Here is a 22215-nt window from a genome sequence, read left to right as displayed (position 1 = left end):
GACAAATGCCGTTCACATACTGAACGGCATTTTTATCATGGCACAACATTAATCCGCACGCCCACGGGCCAGCCACAGCACGCGAGAGAACATGCTACGAATGAGCGGAGGGATCGCATCGCTGCCCATGGCCGCCGCCTCCATCGCTACTTCAATCGCCAAATCAGGCTTGGATGAACGATGGATAGCCTTGATGATGATTTTATGCATCGACAGCGGTACTTTCTCCGGCAATTGCGCGATGCGGTGATAAACCTGACTGAATCCCTCACGGTACATGTAGTGCTCCATATCCGATGCGGGCAAGACGGTCAGATGATCGCGTTCACTCTCATTCTGCGCAGATAGCAGGCTTCTCGCCGTCGCCGCATATTTTTTCCCGGCATCATCACCATCGACCAGCACATGCCATTCAATTCCCATACGGTGTGCGAATCTCAACAATGGCCGGATGCCTGACTGGGCAAACTCAATCACTTTCACCCCTTCCGCCTCAAAATGATGACCGCACTGGCGTGCCAGTTCATTCAACATCCAGACTTCTGTCTCCCCTTCCACCAACAGCCAGCAACGAGCGAAAAGCGAAGCTGGTCGATTCAGACGAATGTGAAAAGCAATACGTCGACTGTCCTCAGCACTCATTCCCTGACGGCCAATGCGATAGGTTGCAACGCGTGAAGATTCCCGCACCAAACGACACACCTGCTCCATAGGCACCAGCGACAGTAACTCCCCAGAGTTGGTCGTCGTGACTTTTTGGAGCGGCAGTTGCATCAGGAGTCCCCAGGCGACCGACAGCATGATCGGGTGTAGACGGGTTTCCGGGTCTTCAATCAGCAAGAGCGGACGAGCGTGCGGATCCAACGCCACGGAACCTTTGGCCTGTAACAGCGTGGAAAATAGCTCCAGCAGAATAATTCGGCGACTGCGACTATTGGGATCGGCAATCAGGCGGTTAATGTTGTCCAGCGATCGCCACGATTTACCGTTGTGTGTTCGCGCATGGCGGTGATGGCGCCGGTCGTTGCCCGTCGCATTCTGCTCGGAAAAATAGTGCTCCAGCAGTTGCCGCATCGCCACCAAGCCTCGGCGCAACTCTTTATCCGTCAATTTCTGCGGGTTTTGCACCAACTCTCGCATCAGTTGCTCAAACTGCTGAGCCAGCTTTTCATTGCTGTTATCTAACGTCGCCGCCAACGTCCCAGAACGCAGACGCCGCATAAAACGCGCATCGCGCAACCGCAATACCGGATGCAGGCGGATGATTTCTCTGGCCAGCTCATCAATATTATCTAGCGGTATCGGGTGCCCATCGGCATCCAGAAAGCTGCGCCAGGTGAAGACCGACTGACTTTCGTCCACCTCCCCCTCCAGCCGATAAAAAACGCGATATAGCGACGCATCGCCTTCCACCCAAACGGGGCTCAGCGAGCGATAACGAGGAGAGAGATGATGACCGGGCGCGGTTTCACAAAACGTGAAAATAACCTGAAGGTGTTTTTCCCGACTGTTTTCATCCCCCGGCGTGAAGTGAAAGTCCTGCATATCAAAATGGTAAAGCGGCAATGTGGGTGCCAGCAGCAGCGAAAGCGCATCCAGCAGGCTGGATTTCCCCCAGGCATTCTCGCCAATCAGCACATTATTCTCGTCCAGTATCAGCGACAGACGATTGATTCCCCGAAATCCCAGGATTTCAATACTTTCCAGATGCATCCTTCTCTCCTGTAGCGACTGCCTGCGGTTTTCTGCTGTCAGGATAGCCATTGTATAGAACATCCTGCCAAACAGCGCTTTACTCACTCCGATAATTTGTTTAATTTTAATAGATTATCGCATTCCTTCCCGCCAAGTGTAGCCGATGAATCCCATGTCTGACGACGGCAACCCCGGCAACGCTAACATACGGGTTAACACCATTTTTTTCGCGTAAGGACACCGATTCTGTGATGTATTCAGGATTGTTAATTATTTTACTGCCGCTCATCATTGGCTATCTGGTGCCGCTGCATGCCAAAAAAGCATTACAGTGGGTTAACCAACTACTGGGTTGGATGGTGTACATTATTCTGTTTTTGATGGGCATGAGCCTGGCCTTTCTGGAAGACCTCAGCAGCAATTTGTTACTGATTTTTCGTTACACAGCCGTCTTCGCATTTTGCATTCTCGCAGCAAACGGTATTGCGCTGTGGCTGTGGGAAAAACGTAGCGTATGGCACAGTAAATTTAAAACCGTCGCTCCATTTTCCCGCCTGCATATGATTCTTGAATCGGTCACTCTCTGCGGCGTCGTCTTCGGTGGATTCTTACTAGGGTTAACACAATGGTCAGGGTTCACCTACGCCAGTCAAGGCAGCGAATATGCACTGATTTTTCTGCTATTTCTGGTCGGTATTCAACTGCGTAACAGCGGGATGACGCTACGCCAGATCGTATTAAACCGTCGCGGGCTGGTCATTGCGCTCATCGTCGGTATCAGCGCACTTGGTGGCGGCCTGCTTGCCGCGTGGCTTCTGGGGCTACCGCTGAAAACCGGTCTGGCGATGGCATCCGGCTATGGGTGGTATTCGCTATCAGGCATTCTGCTGACCGACGCTCTTGGGCCCGTCATCGGTAGTACGGCATTTTTCAACGATCTGACCCGCGAGCTGCTGGCGATTATGCTGATTCCAGCGTTGGCACAGCACAATCGCTCATGTGCATTAGGCCTTTGCGGCGCGACATCGATGGATTTCACCCTGCCCGTTTTACAGCGCGGCGCGGGTGTCGATATTGTGCCGGCGGCCATCGTACACGGTTTCTTATTAAGTCTCGCCGCACCGATATTGATGGCGTTCTTTACCTCATAAGCGCGTACTCTTTACCGTTTCCCCCCCTCGTTTATGGGCTGTGATTGAGAGTGATTTTCATTGCCCATCACCAAAATTGCGCTAAATCAAATTTACCTAAAGTTGCAGTAAAAAAGCCTTTTTACCTGCCTCGGCTGACACTATGCTTTAAACAAGCATTTTAAATGCAACTTAAAAAAAGGAAGTCATTATGTTTTGTGTGCAATGTGAACAAACGATTCGTACCCCTGTTGGAAACGGCTGCTCTTACGCGCAGGGCATGTGCGGTAAAACCGCAGAAACCTCCGATCTGCAAGACCTGCTGGTCGCTGTGTTGCAAGGGCTTTCTGCTTGGGCGCTGAAAGCACGCGAGCTGGATATTATCGATCATGACGTCGACAGTTTTGCGCCACGCGCCTTCTTCTCTACGTTGACCAACGTTAACTTCGATTCCCAACGTATTATTGGCTACGCACAGGAAGCCATCACGCTGCGTGAATCGCTGGCGGTTCGCTGCCGTCTGCACGATGCTACGGCAACCGTCGATCACCCAATGGCGGCGCTGCAACTCGCAGGCAACGATATTCCGACCTTGCTGCAACAGGCGGAAGACTTTGCACTGGATAGTGATAAAGCCAGCATCGGTGATGACGTTCACGGCTTACGCATGCTGAACCTTTATGGCCTGAAAGGGGCGGCAGCCTATATGGAGCACGCCCACGTTCTCGGTCAGTATGACAACGCACTCTATGCCGAATATCATGCTTTCATGGCGTGGTTGGGCACACACCCAGCCGATGTCGATACCCTGCTGAACAACGCAATGGGCATCGGTAAAATGAACTTCAACGTCATGGCAATCCTCGACCGTGGCGAAACTGATGCTTACGGCCACCCGCAGCCGACCTCGGTTAACGTGCGCCCGATTGCCGGCAAAGCGATTCTGATTTCTGGTCATGACCTGAAAGACCTACGCATGCTGCTGGAGCAAACCGAAGGCACCGGCGTGAATATTTATACACACGGCGAGATGCTACCTGCACACGGTTACCCTGAGCTGAAAAAATTCAAGCATCTGGCAGGTAACTACGGCAGCGGCTGGCAGAACCAACAGACTGAGTTTGCCAAGTTCCCTGGTGCGATCGTCATGACGTCTAACTGCATTATCGATCCTAACGTGGGCAACTACGGCGATCGTATCTGGACGCGCAGCATCGTCGGCTGGCCGGGCGTGAACCATCTGGAAGGTGACGATTTCAGCCCGGTTATCGAACAGGCACAAGGTCTGGCTGGCTTCCCGTACAGCGAAATCGAGCACATGATCACCGTCGGCTTTGGTCGTGAAACCCTGCTGAGCGCCGCCGATACGGTGATCGACCTGGTTGCACAGAAAAAACTGCGCCACGTCTTCCTGGTTGGTGGATGCGACGGCAGCCGTGAAGAACGTAGCTACTTCACCGACTTTACGCTGAACGTTCCACAAGACTGTCTGATTATGACGCTGGCATGCGGTAAGTACCGTTTCAACAAGCTGGACTTCGGTACGCTGGAAGGCCTGCCACGTCTGCTGGATGTCGGTCAATGTAACGATGCCTATGCAGCCATTATTCTGGCCGTCAAACTGGCGGAAAAACTGGGCTGCGGCGTCAACGACCTGCCACTGAGTCTGGTGCTGTCGTGGTTTGAACAGAAAGCGATTGTCATCCTGCTTACCCTGCTGTCTCTCGGCGTGAAGAACATCTACACCGGGCCAACTGCACCGGGCTTCCTGACGGACAATTTGCTTGCCATTCTGAACGACAAATTCGGTATGCGGGCAATTACCACCGTTGAACAAGACATGAACACCATTCTGGCCGCTTGATGAATCAACGCGGACGGAGGAGCGCGTTCCTCGTCACGCAGCGTGAGGTGTTTACAGTAACGCCTCACGCTAAGCCTGTTTCTTATGGGCCGCTATCTTTACACGCTTCACCGTATCCGTTTGTTATGGAGATTGACTATGACGATGCCAGTACCACACGCTGGGCCGACACCGCTTTGTTCTAACCGCATGCAGGTGCACTCGATTACCCAGGAAACGCCGGATGTCTGGACGATATCACTGGTTAATCATGATTTTTATCCGTATCAACCGGGTCAGTATGCACTCGTCAGCATCGCTAACAGCGAGGAGACGTTACGGGCTTATACGATCTCTTCTTCGCCGGGTCTCAGCCGTTTCATTACCTTGACGGTGAGAAGGCTAGATGACGGCGTCGGCTCCCGCTGGCTGACTCAAACGCTGAAAGTCGGTGATTATCTGTGGTTGTCCGATGCTCAGGGCGAATTTACCTGCGCCAGCGCAGTCAGCGATCGTTACCTGATGGCCGCAGCAGGCTGTGGCGTCACGCCGATTATGTCGATGTGCCGCTGGCTGCTGGCAAACAAACCGCAGACCGATATCCACGTTATCTTCAACGTGCGCAATCCGCAGCAGGTGATTTTCGCCAACGAATGGCAAGATCTGGTACAGCGTTATCCGCAGCAACTGCATCTTACTCTGATAGCAGAATTTGACGCCGCACCCGGTTTCCTTGCCGGACGCATCAGCGGCGATCTGCTGGTCGAGCGCGTGCCGGATATCACCAACCGTACCGTGATGACCTGCGGCCCTGCGCCGTACATGAATCAGATTGAAACCCTGAGTCAACAGCTTGGCGTGGCGTCAAACCGCATCTTTAAAGAGCAGTTCCGCCCGACAGATGAAATCGTGGATGAGGATGCCGAGCAGCTCACGCTGACCATCAGCCGTCCGCTGAAGAATCTGCGTGTACCAGTGGGTATCAGCCTGCTGGCCGCACTCGAAGCTAATAAGGTGCAGGTTCTTGCCGCCTGCCGCGCCGGTGTGTGTGGGAGTTGTAAAACCCGCGTGCTGTCCGGCAATTACACCACCAGCAGTACCATGACGCTAACACCAGCCGAGATCGAACAAGGTTATGTTTTGGCCTGTAGTTGCCAATTGCAAGGCGACACCGTTCTGGCCTGATATCTCCCTCGTTTTACCCCCTTCTGCCTGATAGCACCTGCTATCGGGCAGGTAGGTCGTGTTAAATATCCCCCTGTTGTCGCACACTTTTCCTCACTTTCTGCTTTTTCCCCGTTATAGTAAGCCATGGTTATATTTTGCTATGGAGCCACTGCCGCATGACATCCCCCTCAGCCCCGATCTTGATTCTGGGCGCAACTGGCTACATAGGTCGCCATTTAACCGAGCGATTGAGCAAACAGGGCAATCGAATTATTGCCGCCGGTCGAAATACCGAGTCCCTCGCCTCGCGGAACTGGCCGGGCGTCGACTGCCAACAGGTTGACCTCGCGAAACCAGAAAGCCTGCCTGATGGCCTGTGGGGCGCGGAGACGATCTATTATCTGGTACACAGCATGGGTGACGGCGCGGATTTCGTCGCCAGAGAACGCATGGCGGCCATGAACTTATTGCTGGCACTCGCCTCCAGCCGCGTAAAACAGATCATCTATCTGGGTTCACTTCAGGCGAAGGATGACACCTCACCGCACATGTTGGCACGCCAGATCACCGGTGATGTCCTGCGCAGCAGCGGTATTCCCGTCACGGAGCTACGTGCAGGCATTATTATCGGTGCCGGATCGGCAGCGTTCGAAATCATGCGCGATATGGTCTATAACCTGCCGATACTGACGCCCCCGCGCTGGGTACGTTCTAAATCGTCTCCCATTGCGCTGGAAAACCTGCTGGTTTACCTGATCGACATCGTGCATCACCCAGCGACAGAAAATCGCATCATGGATGCCGCAGGCCCCGAATACATCAGCTATCAAGCCATGTTCGAGCGCTTCATTCAGATCAGCGGCAAACGCAGATTGCTGATCCCTGTTCCTATGCCAACACATTTGGTGTCTGTCTGGTTCTTGCATCTGGTGACATCGGTTCCCCCATCCATCGCTCGAGCCTTGATTCAAGGGTTAAAGCACGATTTACAGGCCGATGGCCACGCACTACAAACGTTGATTCCACAAAAACTGATGAGCTTTGATGACGCCGTGCGCCTCACGCTGCAAAGCGAAATGGAGAGCGTACAGCAAGCCGACTGGGGGGACGACACCGAGGTTCGCGCGCGCTGGAAGCCAAATTACGGTTTTTACCCCAAACAGGCGGGCTATACGCTTGAAACGCCCGCATCCAGTCAGGCACTCTGGCGGGTCATCCAGCAGGTCGGTGGCAAGGAAGGCTATTTTTACGCGAATACGCTGTGGAATATCCGCGCCCGATTGGACGATCTTTGCGGCAACGGCGTAACTTACGGACGCCCCGATCGCCCAACGCTGGAAGTCGGCGACAAGATTGACGGCTGGAAGGTTATCTCGATCAAGCCGCAGCGTCAGTTGGTACTATTATTCGGCATGAAAGCGCCGGGGCTGGGTAAACTCAATTTTACTATCACGGATAAAGGCACTCATCGGACCGTGGATGTTCGCGCCCGCTGGCATCCCTCTGGGTTTAACGGGCTGGTCTACTGGTTTTTGATGATGCCTGCTCACCTGTTTATCTTCCGTGGCATGGCGGCCCGTATTGCAAAACTGGCGGCAAAAAACGCGGTTTAGCGACTGCCGTATTTTTCCAGCAGCGCATCAGCGATCGCTTCGCTCTGCGCATCTGGCTGACCTTGATAGTTATCAGGTCGGAAATGCATTTGGAAAGCGGCAATCACCTGCCGCTTCTCACGCGCCGTCATCGTTTCCGGCACCGAATAACCATAGCGCCCCAGCTTTTCCAGCAGAACCAATTCATCCACCGGCTGCGTCGTTGGTCGTCCGTTCAAATAAAATGCCACCCGTTGTGCATCCGGCCAGGCACCAACGTCCGCTTGAGCTAAGGCCTGCCAGGGAAAAAGTGGCCCAGGATCTTGCTTCCGCTGTGGAGCAATATCACTGTGCGCCACAACATTCTGCGGCGCAATCTGGTAACGATCGATAATATCGCGGGTGATCGCGGTCACGAGCTGAATCTGAGAAGCGGTGAACGACTCCCACGTATAGCCCGTCAGCGTGCGCTGATAACCCGCGTTTTCGATCTCAATACCGATAGAAGAATGATTCAATCGGCTAAACCCGCGCCAGCTACTGGCTCCCGCATGCCAGGCGGCCTGAGACTCAGGCACCAATTGCCACGCAAGCGGCTTGCCGTGCTGCAACGGTGGGTGTGCAGGAATCAGATAATGGGCGCTGACGTGCTCATCAGTCAGAATATTCAGCGAAGTGGCAAAATCTTCTGCCGTGTAGTGAATCACCAAAAAACGGATACGAGACTCCTGAGCCCGCGACTGCAATGCGGTCTCCAGTACATAATTATTCTGTTCCTGCAACGAGGAAGGGAGTGATTGGCACCCCGCCAACAGCCCCAACGCGATGCAACTCGCCCATTTCAACAGCGTAATTCCACCATTGTGCTTATTTTCCACCACCTCTCTCATCCTTTCACCTGCTAGCGACGAACTTTTACCGCAGTACCGCTGACGGTCACCATCAGCATGCTGCCATCCTTCCCAACGGTTTCATAGTCGAGATCAATGCCCACAATGGCGTTTGCGCCTAAATCTTCGGCTTGTTCCTGCAACTCTTTGAACGCAATCTGCCTTGCCTTACGCAGTTCTTTCTCATAAGCCCCAGAGCGGCCACCGACGACATCACGAATACTGGCGAAAAAATCACGGAAGATGTTCGCCCCCAGAATGGCTTCGCCAGTCACGACGCCACAATATTCAGTAATCGTGAAGCCTTCCAGATTCGGGGTAGTAGATAATTGCATGCTGTCTCCTTTATTACTGCATATCAGTACGACGGTGCGAATACCCGCGACGGGAAACCCGGTCCCCACGCCGTAAGCCATTATTTTGTGCTATTATTTAACCAACAAATCGCTTATTGGCAAATTTTAACCCACGGTGATTGCATAACTATTCTGCCAACGTTAACATTCGCCGCATCAATGTCTATTCAATTCTTACGCATGAGTATTCAACTAAACGGCATTAACTGTTTCTACGGCACATACCAAGCGCTATTTGATATCACCTTAGAGTGTCCTGCGGGTGAGACGCTGGTTCTTCTTGGTCCTAGCGGAGCGGGCAAAAGCTCGTTGATACGCGTTCTTAATCTGTTGGAAATGCCGCGTTCTGGCACGCTTTCCATCGCCGGTAATCAGTTTGATTTTCAGCGCACGCCATCCGACAGCGCGATCCGTGAGTTGCGTCAGAACGTCGGCATGGTGTTCCAACAATATAATTTGTGGCCACATCTGACCGTGGCGCAGAACCTGATCGAAGCCCCCTGCCGCGTGCTGGGGCTGAGTAAAGAAGAAGCCAAAGCACGTGCGGACAAGCTGCTAACGCGCCTGCGCCTCAATGATTTTGCCGATCGCTTTCCTCTTCACCTTTCTGGCGGGCAACAGCAGCGTGTCGCGATTGCGCGTGCACTGATGATGGAACCTCAGGTTCTGTTATTTGATGAACCCACTGCCGCTCTGGACCCAGAGATTACCGCGCAGGTCGTCAACATCATCCGTGAATTGGCGCAAACCGGAATTACGCAGGTGATCGTGACCCACGAAGTCGAGTTTGCCCGCAAAACGGCCAGCCGAGTCGTTTATATGGAAAATGGCCGCATCGTTGAACAAGGGGATGCGACGCACTTTACGCAGCCGCAGACGCCTGAATTCGCTGGTTATTTGTCACATTGATTACTATCAGGAAAATGATAATGAAAAAATTGATTATTGCAGCCTTATTCGCTGCTGGCGCTGTATCCGCCAACGCCGCAGACACCATTCGTTTTGCGACCGAAGCGTCCTACCCTCCGTTCGAATTTGTCGATGCCAATAACCAGATTCAGGGTTTTGATATCGATCTGGCTAATGCACTGTGCAAAGAAATGCAGGCCAACTGCACGTTCAGCAATCAGGCTTTCGACAGCCTGATCCCCGGTCTGAAATTCCGTCGTTTTGAAGCTGTCATCGCGGGGATGGATATTACCCCTGAACGTCAGCAGCAGGTGTCATTCTCTCAGCCTTACTATGATAACGCGGCTCTGTTTATCGCCCAGAAAGGGAAAGTTGCCGATGTCGCGGCGCTGACAGGCAAACGCGTTGGCGTGCAAAATGGCACAACCCACCAGAAATATCTGATGGAAAAACACAGCGACATCAAAACTGTACCTTACGATAGCTACCAGAATGCGGTACTGGATCTGAAAAATGGCCGTCTGGATGCGGTATTCGGTGACACTGCCGTAGTTAACGAATGGCTGAAGCAGAACGAGACACTGGCCTCCGTCGGTGAAAGCGTGACGGATAAAGGTTACTTCGGTATCGGTCTGGGTATCGCCGTGCGTCAGAATAACGATGAGCTGTTGAAAAAATTCAACGATGCGCTCAACAAAATCAAGCAGGATGGTACTTACGAGACCATCTACAAAAAATGGTTTCAGCAGTAATCTGACGCTCAATGATTGAATTTCAACCTCTTGCAAGCGCCGCCGGGATGACCGTCGGCCTTGCCGTTTGTGCACTGGTGCTCGGCCTTGTGCTGGCGATGCTGTTTGCCGTTTGGGAAACCGTCCGCTGGAAAGTCGTTAGCTGGACGGGTACAGCGGTAGTCACATTATTGCGCGGCCTGCCAGAAATTCTGGTGGTGCTGTTTATCTATTTCGGTTCTTCCCAACTGCTGATGATGTTGGCAGATGGCTTTACCCTGAACCTTTTCATTGTGCAGATTCCGGTAAAACTGGATATCGGCATGTTTGAAATCAGCCCGTTTCTGTGTGGCGTGATTGCGCTGGCGCTGCTGTATGCGGCCTATGCATCTCAAACGCTGCGCGGTGCGCTAAAAGCGGTACCGCAAGGACAATGGGAGTCGGGTCAGGCACTGGGGCTCAGTAAATCCGCGATCTTTTTCCGTCTAATCATGCCGCAGATGTGGCGTCATGCCTTACCGGGGTTAGGCAATCAGTGGCTAGTATTGCTGAAAGATACCGCGCTGGTTTCGCTGATTAGCGTTAACGATCTGATGCTGCAAACCAAAAGCATTGCCACGCGAACACAGGAGCCCTTTACCTGGTACGTCGTCGCAGCGGCTATCTATTTGGTGATTACGCTGTTAAGTCAGTATGTGCTGAAACGCATTGACCTGCACACCACGCGTTTTGAGCGGAGACCGTCCTGATGCTCGCTTATTTGCCTGAGCTATTAAAAGGCCTGCATACCAGCCTGACGTTAACCGCCGTCTCGATCGTCGTGGCGCTGGTGCTGTCACTGCTGCTGACTGTCGTGTTGACGCTCAAAACGCCCGTCGTATCGATGTTGGCAAAGGTCTACATTACGCTGTTTACTGGTACGCCGCTGCTGGTACAAATCTTTCTGATTTACTACGGCCCTGGGCAATTTACCGCTATCCAACAAATTCCCTGGCTATGGAACCTACTTTCACAGCCATGGCTGTGCGCGATGGTGGCGCTGGCACTCAATAGCGCCGCTTATACTACGCAACTGTTCTATGGGGCGGTAAAAGCTATTCCAGCCGGACAGTGGCAATCCTGCGCGGCCTTGGGAATGAATCAGAAACAGACATTACGTATTTTACTGCCGTTCGCATTTAAGCGCGCACTGTCTTCTTATTCAAACGAAGTCGTTCTGGTATTTAAGAGTACGTCGCTGGCTTATACCATCACACTGATGGAAGTCATGGGCTACAGCCAACTGATGTATGGCCGCACATATGATGTGATGGTTTTTGGCGCAGCCGGAATTATCTATCTGTGTGTCAATGGGTTACTGACATTATTGATGCGCTGGGTTGAACGCCGGTCGCTGGTATTCGAGCGCCGCAACTGATCCTTAACGTACTTATTCACCTCAAAAGCAGGCTTTAATAGCCTGCTTTTTTATGGCGTGCCATCCCTGACCGCCCCCCTTACGGGCCGCGGCTGACACAACGTTAAAAATTTCTCCCAGAAATTTTTTATTACCTGCTGATGTAAAAATATGCAATATATCGATTTATTAATCATTTTAATTGCATATAAATTCAATTGCTGGCATGGTGATTACCATGACGCCGGAATACTTCCGCAAGTCTACCGTATAAGAAAAACAGACAGGAGTAGGTAATGAAAAAATTAGTACTCGCCACCTTACTGGCAGGAATCACCTTCAGCGCCACCGCCGCAGACACCATCCGTTTTGCGTCATCGGCCACCTACCCACCCTTTGAGTCACTGGATGCCAGCAACGAAATTGTCGGCTTCGATATGGATCTGGCGAAAGCACTGTGCAAACAAATGCAAGCCACCTGTACATTCACCAATCAGGCGTTTGATAGCCTGATCCCTGCGCTGAAATTCCGCCGCTATGACGCGGTGATTTCCGGTATGGACATCACGCCAGAGCGTAGCAAGCAAGTGGCGTTCACCCAGCCCTACTATGCCAACTCTGCCGTGGTTATCGCGCAAAAAGGGAAATTCAGCGACTTTGCCGCGATGAAAGGCAAACGTATCGGTATGGAAAATGGCACGACACACCAGAAATACATGCACGATAAGCACCCAGAAGTACAAACTGTCTCTTATGACAGCTATCAGAATGCAGTGCTGGATCTGAAGAATGGCCGTATCGACGGCGTATTCGGTGATACCGCCGTCGTCAACGAATGGATCAAGGCGAGCCCTGAACTGGCAACGGTTGGCGAGCATGTGACTGACGCGGAATACTTCGGCACCGGACTGGGCATCGCCGTTCGCCCCGATGACAAAACGCTGTTGGAGAAACTGAATAAAGCGCTGGACGCTATCAAAGCGGACGGCACTTATAAAACCATCAACGACAAGTGGTTCCCGCAATAAGGTTCGGTCTGCGCGGCGCGATATCGTATGAAATCATGCATATAACGCCGCTTTTGTCGTCCAGGCGTAAAAAATTGCGCTGAGGTGATCGTTACCGTCAGTGAGCGGCAGGACGCCGCGAAAGACAGTGCCGCGTCGGGAACGCGTCACTGGCGGCTCGAAAAGCGGGAACGATCACCGAAGGCACCGCGCAGCGGCGCAATTCACGCCAAAAGCCAGTGGTCAAGGAGCTGCGGCAATTGAGCGCTCCTTGTCGGGCATGTGATGAAATCATAGAAAAGCACTAGAATTGACACGCCCGAAACTTTCATACTGTCGAACATGGATACAACAACGTAGTAAATTGCTACCGAGATATTTTTTATTACATACAGTTATCGCTTATCAAGCGCGCTTCAATAACGTCAGTACTTCGTAGTGCGCCGTGTGCGGGAACATATCGAACAGTTGTACGCGCAGCGCGCGGTAATTCGCCAGTTCCGTCATGTCTTTTGCCATGCTTTCAGCGTTACAACTGGAATAGAGAATATAGTCCGGTGCCATCCGGCTCAGGTAGGCGCACAGTTCGCTGCCGATGCCACGGCGCGGCGGGTTGACCAGCACCAGATCGGGGATTTCCGCTTTACCTGTCGCGAACTGCGTGGAATCCAGCGCCTGAAATTCCACCTGCTTTAGCCCCAACTGTTCTGCGGAGCGACGCGCACAGGCTATTGCTTCAGCGCTGATTTCAATGCCCGTTAAACGCATCTCGGGTGATGCACAGTGCAGGCCAAAACCCCCTACCCCGCAAAACAGATCCCACATACTGGTAATATTCAATTCTGCAACCCAGTCGCGTGCCGTCGCATACAGCGCCGCTGCCACCAGTGGGTTTGTCTGGAAGAAACTTTGCGGGCGGATATACAGCGGCACCTGATTAAACTGTTCAGTCAGCGCCGCAGCGTCACTCAGGATAATCTCCGTTTTCCCTTCCATAATCGCCTGATGCACGGGCTGGATATTGACGGATATCACCTCAAGCTGGGGTAACTGCTGCTGTAGCCAGGGCAATGCGGCACGTAGCTGTACCAGCTTGGCTTCCGAGCGCAAGACGAAGCGCAGCATGAACGTACCGTGCTGCGTACTTTCCGTCAGCAGCAGGTATTTCAGTTCTCCACGTCGGCGCGCCACGTTATAAGGCGTCAGCCCCGCACGGGCAATGAAGGCTTTAAGCACGTCGAAAACTGGCAAGAAACTGGACGGATAAAGCGGGCAATCGCAGAGATCCACTGCGGTTCCATCACGGTGTAACATCCCCAACAGCGGGCGCTCCACGCTACCACTCACCACCATTTTGGCTTTATTACGAAATGCAGACTGCGCAGAAGGTTGCACGGGTAACCAGCGCTGTACGGCATGTGATTGTAACAAGCCTTCAAGGTGCTGCTGCTTATCAGACAATTGCTGTGGGTAGGCTTTTTCCAGCCATTGGCAGGAACGACAGGTTCCCGTGCTGTAGCGGGCACAATGCATAGACAATCTAACTATAAGAAGAAATACAGAATGAAAGGATTATACCATCCTGACGGCATCACCCTGCGACCTTTTCGTTCGCTTATGGGCGACGCCAGCAACCGACTGGCTCAGGAGAGAGACATCTCTATTTCTGGCGCAGAAAAAATCGCTTACTGCGTCGTGGTAGAAACAGTAAAACCATAACCAAAAGATCCGGGATCTTTTGTAGCAGGAGTTGATGTAGCACAGCAGCGTTATTTTCCCCTGAAATATGGAATATCGCTGGCATAAATTCGCTCAGGGATGCGAGAAGTAGATAGCACACCACCAGCCCCTGACAGGCGACATAACCCCATCGTCCCCAGTTCGCACCGGCCAAAACAGCAAAGCCACAGCGAATTTCAACACCGACGATAACGAGCGATAACAATAATACCAGTGTCGAATCCCAGGCCTCCGAGGTGCTGCCAATCCAGCCGCTTAAATCACTTAGGCCTAACTCCCATACCAACAACACAATCCCCAAAAAACGGGTAGCAATAATCGCAATCCCCGCCACCATCACTGGCACCGGGGCATAAACTTTGCGTTGCGTCATTTCCTTCTTCGTATACAGAATTTCAACGATCTCCCTTCATGCGGCCATTGATCGGCCAAAAATACAGCACCAATATAAATGTCGATGCCAATATAAAACGTGGTACGGATGTAAAACGTGATAGCCATATAAAACAACAACGCCCCCATCCTCTGGCGGCGTTGCTGGAAAATCTTCGCTAGGCTAGCAAATTATGGAGTGAAATCGAATCAGCCACGTCTCGCTTTTTGCATATCACGATAGCGCTGCTTCTCTGCTCTTGCCATAAACCACCAGGCGATAAACCCAATAATACCAACGACTAACAATATCAGAGAAGCCAATGCGTTAATTTGTGGATTAACGCCCATTCTTACGCTGGAGAACACCAGCATAGGCAACGTTGTCGAACCCGGCCCCGCCACGAAGCTGGAGATAACCAGATCGTCCAGCGACAGCGTAAACGCCAGCAGCCAACCGGAAAGTAGCGCAGGAGCAATCATCGGCACCGTGATAATGAAGAAGACTTTGAGCGGGTTCGCGCCCAAATCCATCGCTGCTTCTTCAATCGAACGATCCAGTTCCCGCAGGCGCGCGCTGATCACCACAGTGACATACGCGGTACAGAACGTCACATGCGCCAGCCAGATAGTGAACATTCCCCTTTCCGCTGGCCACCCAATCGCATGACCTAAAGCAACAAAGAGCAATAGCAGCGACAGACCGGTAATCACATCCGGCATCACCAGCGGTGCCGTCAGCATAAACGCAAAACCATTAGCCCCACGGAAACGGCCAAAACGCACCATCACGACGGCGGCGATAGTCCCAAGGATCACAGCCATTGTTGCCGAAGCGGCAGCAATCGTCAGGCTCAGGAGCACTGCACTGATCATCGCCGTATTGTGAAACAGCTCGATATACCAGCGCGTCGACCACCCAGCCCATACGGTAACCAGCTTGGAGCTGTTGAACGAATAGATCACCAGCATCAGCATCGGCGCATAGAGGAAGGTAAAACACAGCACCAAAATCACAATACGCCACGGCGAGCGAACAACAGGTAAATTATTCACGCTTCCCCCTCCGCGGTTTTGCTCTGATGTTTATGGAACCACATAATCGGCATAATCAACAGCAACAGCATGACGATCGCGACAGCGGATGCCACCGGCCAATCGCGGTTATTGAAGAACTCCTGCCACAGAATACGGCCAATCATGATGCTATCTGGCCCACCGAGCAGTTCTGGAATCACGTATTCTCCCACCGACGGGATGAACACCAGCATCGATCCTGCAATAATTCCGCCTTTCGTTAGCGGGACGATCACGCTGAAAAAGGTTCTCAGTGGCCTAGCGCCCAGATCTAATGACGCTTCCACGAGTGAGTAGTCCAGCCGCGTCAGCGCGGTATAGATAGGCAACACCATAAACGGCAAATAGGAATACACAACGCCAATGTAAACCGCCAGATTGGTGTGCAAAATAACCAACGGTTCATCAATCATACCCAGCCACAGTAGGAAGTTATTCAGGATACCCAGGATACCGTTACTTTTCAGAATCCCCATCCAGGCGTAGACGCGGATCAGAAATGACGTCCATGACGGCAGAATAACCAGTAATAGCAGGATATTACGCGTTGAAGGTTTACTGTGCGCGACAGCCCAGGCCAATGGATAACCAATAAACAGGCAGCACAGCGTTGATACAGCCGCAACCTGAAGCGATTGCATATAGGCATCGAAATACAGCGGATCGTCCAACAAGTGCAGGTAATTCCCAAGATTCAGGGAAATATCCAGCCTGCCATCCATCCAGGAAACCAGATCGGTATAAGGCGGAATCGCACGCGCCATCTCTGCGAAACTGATTTTGAACACGATCAGGAACGGCAGCATAAACAGCAGCAACAGCCACACATACGGCAGCGCGATAACCAACTTGCGCCCGTGTTTTTGACGCCAGCGCGCCATCAGCACACGCAGCCAGAGTTTGGCCTTGCCCGGTGGTTCCGCCGTGTGGCGTTCGGGAAATAAAGTCATGACATTCTTCCTCGTTACACCGTCAGAACCACACAGCTATCCGCATCCCAACACAGCCGAACCTCATCTCCCCAGGTCGGTGTACCTTTGCGATAGCGGTAGGCATTTTGTAACTGTGCGCTGATAGTTTGCCCACTGTTGAGCCTGACGTGGTAAATCGACAAATCGCCCAGATAAGCGATGTGCACAACTTCGCCCACCGCGAAATTACAGCCGTCAGCCGGAACCTCTTCGCACAGCATGATTTTTTCAGGGCGCAACGCGATGTAAACCGGAACACCATCCACTACCGAGACATCCGAATCCACCTTCAGCGGATGCACCAATCCAGGACTTTTGATGATCAGTGCCTCGTCCTGACGCTCCTGCAATATCCCTTCAAACATATTGACCGAGCCGATAAATTCCGCACTGAAACGCGTATTCGGGTGCTCATAAATCTCTTCGGGCTCGCCAATCTGTACGAACTTGCCGCGATTCATGATGGCAATACGTCCTGCCATGGTCATGGCTTCTTCCTGATCGTGCGTCACCATCACACAGGTCGCCCCTACGCGTTCCAGAATATCAACCACTTCAAGCTGCATGCGGTCACGCAATTTTTTGTCCAGCGCCCCCATCGGCTCGTCTAACAACAGCAGTTTTGGACGCTTCGCCAGACTCCGTGCCAGCGCAACACGCTGACGCTGACCGCCGGAAAGCTGATGCGGTTTACGATTGGCAAACTCCTGCATATGCACCAACGACAGCATCTCTTCCACGCGATCTTTGATTTCAGCACGCGGCAGCTTGTCCTGTTTCAAACCAAACGCAATATTCTTTTCCACCGTCATATGTGGGAACAGCGCATAAGACTGGAACATCATATTGATGGGACGCTGGTAAGGCGGCACCAATGACAAATCCTGACCATCCAGAAAAATCTGCCCCTGAGTGGGGAGTTCAAAACCTGCCAGCATACGCAGCAGCGTGGATTTCCCACAGCCAGATGCGCCCAGCAGAGCAAAAATTTCGCCTTTATAAATCGTCAGGCTGACATCATCGACAGCGGCCTGACCATCGAACGACTTCGTCAGGTTACGCACTTCCAGCAGCGGTGTGGCCGCTTTTTGAGGTTTTGATTGAGGGCGTGGGATCGCGTCATTCACTTCGCATTGCTCTCCGGCAAAAGCAGAACAAGTCACACCGCTGACGCCACGATTAGGCGTTTTTACGTTCAGCAGTGTGACACAATATAGAGCGCAAACAGGCGGATCATCCGCCTGTTCTTTGCCACATTTAACGCCTTCTATAAGTCGAGCGCGCTATGGCACTCGGCTTATATGGGGTATCACATTAGACCAAAGCCGTTATTTACCGCTCTTAACCTTAGTCCATGCTCGAGTACGTGTACGGTCGATCTGAGGAGATTGCACCTTGAGCGTAAACATTTTGGCACGCACATCCGCAGGCGGGTAGACACCAGGGTTGTTACGAATTTCTTCGTTCACCAAAGGCAAGGATGCAAGATTACCGCTGGCGTAATAGGTGTGATTACTGATCTCAGCCATCACTTCCGGCTTCATCAGGTAATCCAGAAACGCATAGGCTTCATCCAGATTTTTAGCATCTTTCGGGATGGCAAGGACATCAAAGAATGCCAACGCGCCTTCCTTCGGAATACTGTATTGGATATTGACGCCGTTCTTCGCTTCTTTCGCACGATTCCCCGCCTGCATGATATCGCCCGCCCAGCCTACGGCAACGCAGATGTCGCCGTTCGCCAGATCGTTGATATATTGCGACGAATGGAAATAACGAATACTCGGACGCAGTTTCAGCAGCAGATCGGTCGCTGATGTGCTGTAATCACCCGGTTTGGTGCTGTTCGGATCTTTACCCTGATAGTTTAATACGGTGGCAAAGATCTCTTCTGGCGCATCCAGGAAAGAAACCCCGCAGCTTTTCAGCTTTTCCAGATTCTCTGGCTTCAGCACCAGATCCCAGCTATCAACAGGCGCATCGGCACCCAGCGCCGCTTTGACTTTCTCGACGTTATAGCCAATACCCGTGGTCGCCCACAGATAAGGTAAAGCATATTTGTTATCGGGATCGTGCTGAGCAATCAACTTCATCAGCTCAGGATCCAGATTTTTGTAATTCGGTAGCTTACTCTTGTCTAATGGCCGAAAAACTCCCGCTGAGAGCTGGCGCTCAAGGAAGCTGGCAGAAGGCACCACCAGATCAAAACCCGTGCTGCCCGCCATGAGCTTGCCTTCCAACACTTCGTTGGAGTCAAACACGTCATAGACGACCTTAATACCGGTTTCTTTCTGGAAATTGGCTAACGTGTTTGGTGCGATATAGTCGGACCAGTTATAAACATGCAGCGTTTTCTCTTCCGCAGATGCGGTGACGGACGCGGCCATCAGCAAGCCGGTAACAACACCCGATAGCCATTTTTTACGTTGGGTGAACATCCGTTCCTTCCTCCATTCAAGGGGGTGATTCATGGGAGTATGTATATATCGTTCCGATACAAACTATAGCCTGCCGCGCTATCAAACCGGTGAATAAATATGCACCAATTTTATTCGCGCATACACAGACATAGCCCTGATTCGACAGTCTGTCGCTTACAGGAATAAAGCATAACCCCACAACATCATGCACACCATACTTGAACGTAAAAAATGGGTTTTAACGATTATTTATTCACATTTTATCGATGTGATGAGGGCGTTTAGCGACAAACAAAGAGAAATATCTGGCAATAAGGCGGAATAGCCAGAATAAATGGCGGTGAAAGGAGAATAAGTAAAACCAATTGCTGCCGTTGGCAGCAACCGTATCAATGCAAATGTGAGGTTGTAACTCTGGCAGCAGAGCCATCTTCTTCTTCGCCGATAAACAGCAGATTATTAGCACTAGCCTCAAGGATCACCATTGAGATCTGCTCTTCAGATTGCTGCATGAAATGTCTGAACTGTTCCAACGCCATACCTGCGGCAACGCTAACCGATTGGCAAACAATCAACTTCGGCAGGTTATCGTCCTGAACGTCGATAAACGCCTTGACGGTCAAGGAGCTGGCGTTGATTTGGCTCAGATCGCCAACCAAAGGGATCAGTGCGCTGGGCTTCACTTCGGCAAGTGCGGAAAACAAGATCACGTTATCTACCAGATCAACTTTCGCATCGAACACGCCATCAAAATTTTGCATATGAGGAAGATGGAGCGCCTGACAGGAATCACACTCGAAATACAGAATGTTTAGTTGATCCAGCCACCGCCGTAGCATAGCCAAATCCGGGACGATGAGTGAATCCATCATGTTTGCCTCATACTTGCCACCGTAAAGACAGCGTTGTTGAAAAGAGAACACCACTCGCACAGAAGCGATGTTAAAACAGAGACAGTCTCAAAACAGAAACCATCTTAAAAACGGCACATAGCTTACGGAATATTATGCAACGATGCCATGATAAAAGCGCACCACGGCCCGTTTTCCTCGTTCCGCCACACGACGTCGCACCGTCATGACCGCCGCCAATGCCCACGCGCCAATGGAAAACGCCGTATTTTACGGCGCAGTCTCGGTTTCAGAAAGCTAACTTTTACTTATTGTTGCCGATGTTGCGACACGCCTCTGAGTATTTTGCTCAATAAACTCAATCATCATGCCCGCAATGTCGAACCCGGTCGTCGTTTCAATCCCTTCCAGCCCCGGCGAAGCATTCACTTCCATTACCAGCGGCCCGCGTTCTGCGCGCAAAATATCGACACCCGCCACATTCAGCCCCAGCGTTTTCGTCGCCTTGATAGCAATCGCACGCTCCTGTGCGGTAATTTTCACGTTATTCGCCGATCCGCCACGATGCAGGTTTGAACGGAACTCCCCCGCCTTCGCCTGCCGTTCTATCGCCGCAACCACCCGATTACCGATCACCAGGCAGCGGATATCTTTACCCTGCGCTTCACTCACATATTCCTGCACCAGAATATGCGCATTCAGCCCGCGAAAGGCATCAATCACACTTTCCGCCGCCTGACGTGTCTCCGCCAATACCACGCCAATCCCCTGCGTACCCTCTACCAGCTTCACGACCAGCGGTGCTCCACCCACCATCGCGATCAGATCGCCAGTATCATCCGGTGAATGAGCAAATCCGGTAATCGGCAGGTCAATCCCTTCACGGGCAAGCAATTGCAGTGAATGAAGTTTGTCACGGGCGCGGATCACCGCAACAGAATTATTCAGCGGGTAACTCCCCAGCATTTCAAACTGGCGCAGTACCGCCGTGCCATAAAATGTAATCTGTGAGCCAATACGCGGAATAATCGCATCGTATTTATCCAGCCGGCGTCCACGGTAATGCACCGACGGTGCCGCCGGATTAATATTCATATAGCAGGAAAGCGGATCGATAATCTCAACGCTATGCTTACGCGCCTCGGCGGCTTCACGCAGGCGTTTGCAGGAATATAACGCTCCATCACGAGACAGAATGGCTATCTTCATAAATATCCTACCGATACTAGCGTATCGCCCATCCTTGTTGATGTAAGTAATCCAGCATGAATGGACGCAACTCTTTTTTCAGCGTCAGTTCAACGTGTTCACTCCAGCTTTCACGACGGCGACTGGTGCGCTGCAGGTAATACTCCACCATTTGCTTATCGTATTGTGCCAACACATCACGATCGAGCGGCTGATAAACATTTTCATGCAGCATCATGGCCGTTGGCATGCGCGGTTTCAGCAACGGTTCGGCGTCCGGGTGCCCCAGACACAAGCCAAACAGCGGTATCACCTGCGTCGGCAATTGCAGTAACCGCGTCACGTCAGCAATGCGATTGCGGATCCCACCGATAAAAACCCCACCGAGCCCTAGCGATTCAGCAGCGACTAGTGCGTTCTGCGCCATGATAGCGGTATCGACACAGCCAATCAGCAACTGCTCGGCCAGCCCGGTTTCAGCCTGTGGGAAGATTTCCACATGCCGATGAAAATCGGCACAAAAGACCCAAAACTCCGCGGCCTGAGCCACATAACCTTGCTCGCCAGTATAGTGAACCAGCGTTTCACGCACGACAGGATCGGTAATGCGGATAATCGTACTGCATTGTAAAAAGCTGGAGCTAGACGCGCTCTGTGCGGAAGTAATGATGGCGTGGCGTTGTTCATCTGTCACGGTCTGAGAGGTAAACGCGCGGATAGAACGGTGGCGTTTTAGTAAATCAATGGTCGGTGTCACGCTGGCATCCTTGGGTCAGTAAAGTACATCTATTTGGTTCATTGGGTGTAACCTAATAGATTGAACAAATCGTTGTAACAGGTAATGACTACTTTTTTTCATCGATGAATGCGGGCATAGTAA

Annotated in this window: 22 protein-coding genes; 10 read left to right on the top strand and 12 right to left on the bottom strand. The window is 52.0% G+C overall.

All coding sequences use genetic code 11. The annotated features are described in order from the left end of the window. Positions 1-48: 48 nt before the first annotated feature. Positions 49-1713: an ATP-dependent endonuclease gene (locus A7983_RS17170; RefSeq protein ID WP_005967381.1), complete on the bottom strand. Its 1665-nt coding sequence runs from the start codon at positions 1711-1713 to the stop codon at positions 49-51. Between the two features lie 233 nt (positions 1714-1946). Here A7983_RS17170 and A7983_RS17165 point away from each other — a divergent pair, with 233 nt between their 5' ends. The 4 genes from A7983_RS17165 (at position 1947) to A7983_RS17150 (ending at position 7448) form a co-directional block, all read left to right on the top strand. Beyond that, positions 1947-2846, top strand: coding sequence for a lysine exporter LysO family protein (locus tag A7983_RS17165; protein WP_039477202.1), 900 nt, complete (start codon positions 1947-1949; stop codon positions 2844-2846). Between the two features lie 190 nt (positions 2847-3036). After that, positions 3037-4689 carry a hydroxylamine reductase gene (hcp, locus tag A7983_RS17160; RefSeq protein ID WP_005967377.1) on the top strand — a complete coding sequence of 551 codons (1653 nt, stop codon included), beginning with the start codon at positions 3037-3039 and terminating at the stop codon, positions 4687-4689. A 138-nt stretch (positions 4690-4827) separates the two neighbouring features. Then, on the top strand, positions 4828-5853 hold the full coding sequence (hcr, locus tag A7983_RS17155; RefSeq protein ID WP_005967373.1) for an NADH oxidoreductase: 1026 nt from the start codon (positions 4828-4830) through the stop codon (positions 5851-5853). 158 nt (positions 5854-6011) lie between these two features. Next, complete coding sequence (locus A7983_RS17150; protein WP_005967371.1) at positions 6012-7448, top strand: DUF2867 domain-containing protein; 1437 nt, start codon at positions 6012-6014, stop codon at positions 7446-7448. Here the strand turns inward: A7983_RS17150 and A7983_RS17145 are convergent. Further along, positions 7445-8275 carry an N-acetylmuramoyl-L-alanine amidase gene (locus A7983_RS17145; RefSeq protein ID WP_039477395.1) on the bottom strand — a complete coding sequence of 277 codons (831 nt, stop codon included), beginning with the start codon at positions 8273-8275 and terminating at the stop codon, positions 7445-7447. The genes A7983_RS17150 and A7983_RS17145 overlap by 4 nt on opposite strands. 53 nt (positions 8276-8328) lie before the next feature. Then, on the bottom strand, positions 8329-8652 hold the full coding sequence (locus A7983_RS17140) for a heavy metal-binding domain-containing protein (protein WP_005967367.1): 324 nt from the start codon (positions 8650-8652) through the stop codon (positions 8329-8331). Between the two features lie 201 nt (positions 8653-8853). On the opposite strand from A7983_RS17140, the gene artP reads away from it, so the two are divergent. From artP to artJ (A7983_RS17115), 5 genes are all read left to right on the top strand, one after another. Further along, the gene (gene artP, locus A7983_RS17135; protein WP_301280942.1) at positions 8854-9582 is read left to right on the top strand and encodes an arginine ABC transporter ATP-binding protein ArtP; all 729 of its coding nucleotides are present in this window, start codon (positions 8854-8856) and stop codon (positions 9580-9582) included. Positions 9583-9602: 20 nt separating this feature from the next. Further along, positions 9603-10334, top strand: a complete 732-nt coding sequence (gene artJ, locus A7983_RS17130; RefSeq protein ID WP_005967363.1) for an arginine ABC transporter substrate-binding protein — start codon at positions 9603-9605, stop codon at positions 10332-10334. Positions 10335-10345: 11 nt separating this feature from the next. Further along, the gene (artQ, locus tag A7983_RS17125) at positions 10346-11062 is read left to right on the top strand and encodes an arginine ABC transporter permease ArtQ (RefSeq protein WP_005967361.1); all 717 of its coding nucleotides are present in this window, start codon (positions 10346-10348) and stop codon (positions 11060-11062) included. After that, positions 11062-11730, top strand: a complete 669-nt coding sequence (gene artM / locus A7983_RS17120) for an arginine ABC transporter permease ArtM (protein WP_005967359.1) — start codon at positions 11062-11064, stop codon at positions 11728-11730. The genes artQ and artM overlap by 1 nt, the downstream gene beginning before the upstream one ends. Before the next feature lie 275 nt (positions 11731-12005). Next, positions 12006-12737 carry an arginine ABC transporter substrate-binding protein gene (gene artJ / locus A7983_RS17115; protein ID WP_005967357.1) on the top strand — a complete coding sequence of 244 codons (732 nt, stop codon included), beginning with the start codon at positions 12006-12008 and terminating at the stop codon, positions 12735-12737. Between the two features lie 384 nt (positions 12738-13121). Here artJ (A7983_RS17115) and rlmC read toward each other — a convergent pair whose 3' ends face one another. Together rlmC and A7983_RS17105 are read right to left on the bottom strand one after the other, a co-directional pair. After that, positions 13122-14249, bottom strand: coding sequence for a 23S rRNA (uracil(747)-C(5))-methyltransferase RlmC (gene rlmC / locus A7983_RS17110; RefSeq protein ID WP_005967354.1), 1128 nt, complete (start codon positions 14247-14249; stop codon positions 13122-13124). A 127-nt stretch (positions 14250-14376) separates the two neighbouring features. Then, entirely contained in the window at positions 14377-14829 is a 453-nt protein-coding gene (locus A7983_RS17105; protein ID WP_005967352.1) for a YbjO family protein, read from the bottom strand. A gap of 38 nt (positions 14830-14867) precedes the next feature. Between A7983_RS17105 and A7983_RS23975 the strand changes: the two genes are divergently transcribed. Then, the gene (locus A7983_RS23975) at positions 14868-15011 is read left to right on the top strand and encodes a hypothetical protein (protein ID WP_156781737.1); all 144 of its coding nucleotides are present in this window, start codon (positions 14868-14870) and stop codon (positions 15009-15011) included. A gap of 27 nt (positions 15012-15038) precedes the next feature. On the opposite strand, the gene potI is transcribed toward A7983_RS23975, so the two are convergent. From potI to nfsA, 7 genes are all read right to left on the bottom strand, one after another. Continuing rightward, complete coding sequence (gene potI / locus A7983_RS17100) at positions 15039-15884, bottom strand: putrescine ABC transporter permease PotI (protein ID WP_005967351.1); 846 nt, start codon at positions 15882-15884, stop codon at positions 15039-15041. Next, positions 15881-16855: a putrescine ABC transporter permease PotH gene (gene potH / locus A7983_RS17095; protein WP_005967350.1), complete on the bottom strand. Its 975-nt coding sequence runs from the start codon at positions 16853-16855 to the stop codon at positions 15881-15883. The genes potI and potH overlap by 4 nt, the downstream gene beginning before the upstream one ends. Positions 16856-16869: 14 nt before the next feature. Next, positions 16870-18003: a putrescine ABC transporter ATP-binding subunit PotG gene (gene potG / locus A7983_RS17090; protein WP_005967349.1), complete on the bottom strand. Its 1134-nt coding sequence runs from the start codon at positions 18001-18003 to the stop codon at positions 16870-16872. A 201-nt stretch (positions 18004-18204) separates the two neighbouring features. Next, entirely contained in the window at positions 18205-19314 is a 1110-nt protein-coding gene (gene potF, locus A7983_RS17085) for a spermidine/putrescine ABC transporter substrate-binding protein PotF (protein WP_005967348.1), read from the bottom strand. A 371-nt stretch (positions 19315-19685) separates the two neighbouring features. Further along, positions 19686-20165, bottom strand: coding sequence for a type III secretion system chaperone family protein (locus A7983_RS17080; RefSeq protein ID WP_039477206.1), 480 nt, complete (start codon positions 20163-20165; stop codon positions 19686-19688). A gap of 279 nt (positions 20166-20444) precedes the next feature. Next, complete coding sequence (gene rimK, locus A7983_RS17075) at positions 20445-21356, bottom strand: 30S ribosomal protein S6--L-glutamate ligase (RefSeq protein ID WP_005967346.1); 912 nt, start codon at positions 21354-21356, stop codon at positions 20445-20447. A gap of 16 nt (positions 21357-21372) precedes the next feature. Beyond that, on the bottom strand, positions 21373-22092 hold the full coding sequence (gene nfsA, locus A7983_RS17070; protein ID WP_005967345.1) for an oxygen-insensitive NADPH nitroreductase: 720 nt from the start codon (positions 22090-22092) through the stop codon (positions 21373-21375). Positions 22093-22215: the final 123 nt, after the last annotated feature.

The organism is Pectobacterium wasabiae CFBP 3304 (assembly GCF_001742185.1).
Classification (GTDB): Bacteria; Pseudomonadota; Gammaproteobacteria; order Enterobacterales; family Enterobacteriaceae; genus Pectobacterium; species Pectobacterium wasabiae.
This window is presented reverse-complemented; position numbering and strand designations above follow the sequence as displayed.